The organism is Microbulbifer discodermiae (assembly GCF_040742695.1).
In the GTDB taxonomy this organism is placed as follows: domain Bacteria; phylum Pseudomonadota; class Gammaproteobacteria; order Pseudomonadales; family Cellvibrionaceae; genus Microbulbifer.
On sequence record NZ_JBFLAB010000124.1, the window covers coordinates 1 to 3,556 of the forward strand.

The window sequence follows — 3,556 nt, forward strand, 5'->3', positions numbered from 1 at the left end:
CCGTACTGCTTGAGGAACTCTGTCAGACTGATACCTTTCTGAAACTGTACTTTGTTGCGGGCCATGGCAGATCCCCTTGCAGATCAATAAGATGACTGTATTTATATACAGTTATCTATAGCTTAGCAAGAGTGGTAATTAGGTCGATTTATGGAGGCTAATAAGAGCGACCAGAATTTGTTCGAGCCAACCCCTATATTCGATTTGATTTATATTTCTATTACAACGGAGAATAACCTGTGGTGCAGAAGCTAAACTCTAATATAAATACGAATAACCTCTTCCTGTACCGGACAAGCAGCTGCCCAAGTTGAGAGACTGCAGAAACTAGCATTATGCGAATTAACTAGATCAGACAGTCTCCCAATAGCTCATTAGTTGAGCGGACACCAACCCTATTATCTACTCCGACAGTTGCGCTTGATTATTATCATTCCCTTTTTCTACCGAACCGACACCGATATACTGATCCAGGAATGCCAATATCTCGGTATATAGTTCTAAGTTATTTTCTTCGCTGTAAAAACCATGCCCCTCATTGGCGACCAGAAGGCTCTTTGCTGGTTTCCCCTCTTTTTCAAGCTTGCGGAGCAACTGTTTAGCATGCTCCACAGGGACTCGCTCATCCTTTTCCCCGTGAACAATAAATAAAGGCAGGTCGAGTTTATCTGCATTGTGCAGGGGTGAATTTTCTTTCAAGAAATCTTTGTCTTTGGTTAATTCTGACTCCAAATAAGCTAATCCACGATCCCTGCGCTTTATATCACCCTTTGTATACAAAAGTTCCAAATCATATACACCCGCAAAACCGATGGCACATTTGTACAGGCCCGGATATCTTATGGGATTCATCAGGGCAGAATAACCCCCAAAGCTAGCGCCGTAGATACAAATAAGATCAGGGTCGGCATAGCCTTCCGCAACCGCCCAATTCACGGCATCGGCAATATCTTTTTGGATTTTTCCACCCCATTCCCTCTCGCCCGCGGTATAAAAATGGTCACCATAACCAGTGGAGCCCCGGAAATTAACCTGGAGTACCAGGTAACCGTTCTGGGACAAAATTTGAGCATCTTGGCTATACTCCCAATAGTCGCGGGAGTGAGGTCCACCGTGGGGCACTACAACCATAGGAAGATCTTCTTTCTGCCCGTCTGGGAAAGTTAAGTAGGTACCTATTCTAAATTTATCGTCAGTGATAAATGACTCAGCCTTCATGGAGTTTAATTGAGCCGGGTCAAGCCAATTCGAAGAAGATATAAGAAAATCTATTTTTTTCGTTTCCATATTTGCTAGAAAGTAATCCCCCGGAAGTCTGTCGCCGTGCACCTCCAAAACCCCAAGTTTTCCATCAGCAGTAAAACTGGTGAACCGAATTCGGAACCCCTCAAAGGCTTTTTTAAGACCGCGAAAATAAGCAGCAAAACCTCCTTCTTCATCAAAAAAAGATTCTTCCGGATAATCCGGATTCAAATAAACCCCTATAGGCCTGTTATCCTTAGGATCCTTTATAATTTCTTCAATATCGGATATCTCATGCTGCAAGACAGGAATAATCTTATTAGCTTTTCTATTGAATTTTACCAATTGTTCAGTTTCATTGAGTCGATTTATTTCAAAATAGATTTCATTGGCGTTTTGATCAATACCTACAGGCCGGCCTCGCCCTAAAATTGGATCATCTACTTTTTCCCAACCATTTTTTAATTTCTTATAAATTTCGTGCTCATTTTTTATGTCAGTACCGTCCGCAAAAATTAGCTTTCCATTACCATCTGTATAGGCACGTCCACCTACTACTGGCAAGTCAGCTACTCGCTTCCTGACTCCATTGTATATGTTGATCTTAAGCACCTCACCGAGGGTTTCCCAATCTCTCGCCCAGGGTGAGGTTGACACCATAATTTCATTTTTTCTATTAAGTAGGGGATCAATGATTGTTGCATGGGCATAGGTAGATTCTGCCCGCTTTATTCTACTTCCTGTTTGCATTTTCCCTGTCAAATGACCAAATATGTTTTTACCGCGAGTTCCATCGTAATTAACCGCATACAGGCTGCCATAGCTAATTGGTGTTTCCAGTGCCGCTTTACGAGACATGACCTCAACAACAACACGCTCGTTATTCGCCCAATAAAAGTCGCCAACTTCCTCTTTGCCACTAAACCGCAGCCCGCCAACGACTTTTAATGGGTCCAATGACATAAAGTAAAGAACTCGCTCTCCTTCATAAAGCTTCTTGACCGCTATATGAGAGCCAGTCGGGGAAATTTTTACTTCCTGTATATCCTGGTGACGCACCAAATCCGATAATGGTACCTGGGCACCAATTGATACAGCAGTCCATAGAAAGGCAACAACAAGTATAAACCTGGACAGTATAGTTCTCATTAGAATATTGACCCGAACCCTAAAATTAAACATTTTAAGCTACCATACAGGCAATATGAATGCAATAAGATCAATGTTTAGGCTCCCTTATCAACCCCATACCCGGACTATTGACTTGTTGGTGCGGACATTCAGGAAGGGAGCCGGGGGCGGCGTAAACTATGGGAATTATTTTCCACCCCTTTCCGGTACGAGTTAATTACCCTACTTTCTACCCCAGTCAGCTTCGTCACCGTCAATGTGAAAGAAGCACTCGAATGGTTTGGCCAAATTCCGAACGGCTGACTTTCCCAGTATTCATCTCTCTTCCCCACTGTAATGACCACGTCGTTATATAGCCTTGAATGTTTAAACTATGGCCGGCTAAAACTTGACTATTAGCGGTGCTTCTGACAAGGCTCTCACTCTCCAAGCAAATTATTAATCTGCAGCTAAAATTAATTCTAAATTTCTTTCTACTAAGTCTGCAGCTCACTGGTATGCAAATTTCTGAGCAGCCCAATACCCGTTAACAGCAATGATACCAATAAGCTCAAAACACCAAAGTATATCAACCAGCGAAATCCCGGCAAGAAAGCGAGCCCAAAGAAACCTCCAGGAACAGCAATCGCTGCTAAGGGTGCACTGATACGGGCTATCCACTTATTGGCAGAGGATAACTTGCTAGAATCAATAAGCAATTGTATTACTATTGATAGTATCACCCAGACACCCGCATGGGCATGCCCCGCCCGCCACAGCGCAAATTGAGCTTCATCCAAGGTTATATTACCGCCAAAACCGACCGCACCTTGAGTGAGAATGCTCAACAGGGTTATCCCACCATACATAATGGTTGGAATCGTAAGTAGTATCACACCCGATACCAACCTGCTCTCTTTGGATAGCTGCATTAGTCAATCCTCATTTTTATCAGTTAACACTCGGACCTGTAGTTTTACCAGGGCCTCTTTACAATCGTTAGCCTATCGATCATACATTTAAGTTAAGTAATTTCTTAAAGCTACTCAAGGTTTCTTTAACGGTAAGCGTCCGGCAAACTCATCTACCAAGCCAAATTCTGCGCTGTAATTTAGGTGTCCACCTATCAACAAGTGGACACCTAATATGAGTGAAATTATCCCTGCTAAGAAACCCGTGAAGCGTCGCCGGCATTCCCCGGAGC

2 protein-coding genes are annotated in these 3,556 nt (G+C 43.1%); both read right to left on the reverse strand.

Annotated features, from left to right (window positions below):
• Positions 1-402 precede the first annotated feature (402 nt).
• Entirely contained in the window at positions 403-2,391 is a 1,989-nt protein-coding gene (locus tag AB1S50_RS19170) for an alpha/beta hydrolase family protein (protein WP_367152842.1), read from the reverse strand.
• A 458-nt stretch (positions 2,392-2,849) separates the two neighbouring features.
• Positions 2,850-3,284, reverse strand: coding sequence for a hypothetical protein (locus tag AB1S50_RS19175; protein WP_367152843.1), 435 nt, complete (start codon positions 3,282-3,284; stop codon positions 2,850-2,852).
• Positions 3,285-3,556 lie beyond the last annotated feature (272 nt).

Coding starts and splice junctions, on each gene's coding strand:
- AB1S50_RS19170 (WP_367152842.1), bottom strand. CDS start 2,391: ATGAGAACTATACTGTCCAGGTTTATACTTGTTGTTGCCTTTCTATGG.
- AB1S50_RS19175 (WP_367152843.1), bottom strand. CDS start 3,284: ATGCAGCTATCCAAAGAGAGCAGGTTGGTATCGGGTGTGATACTACTT.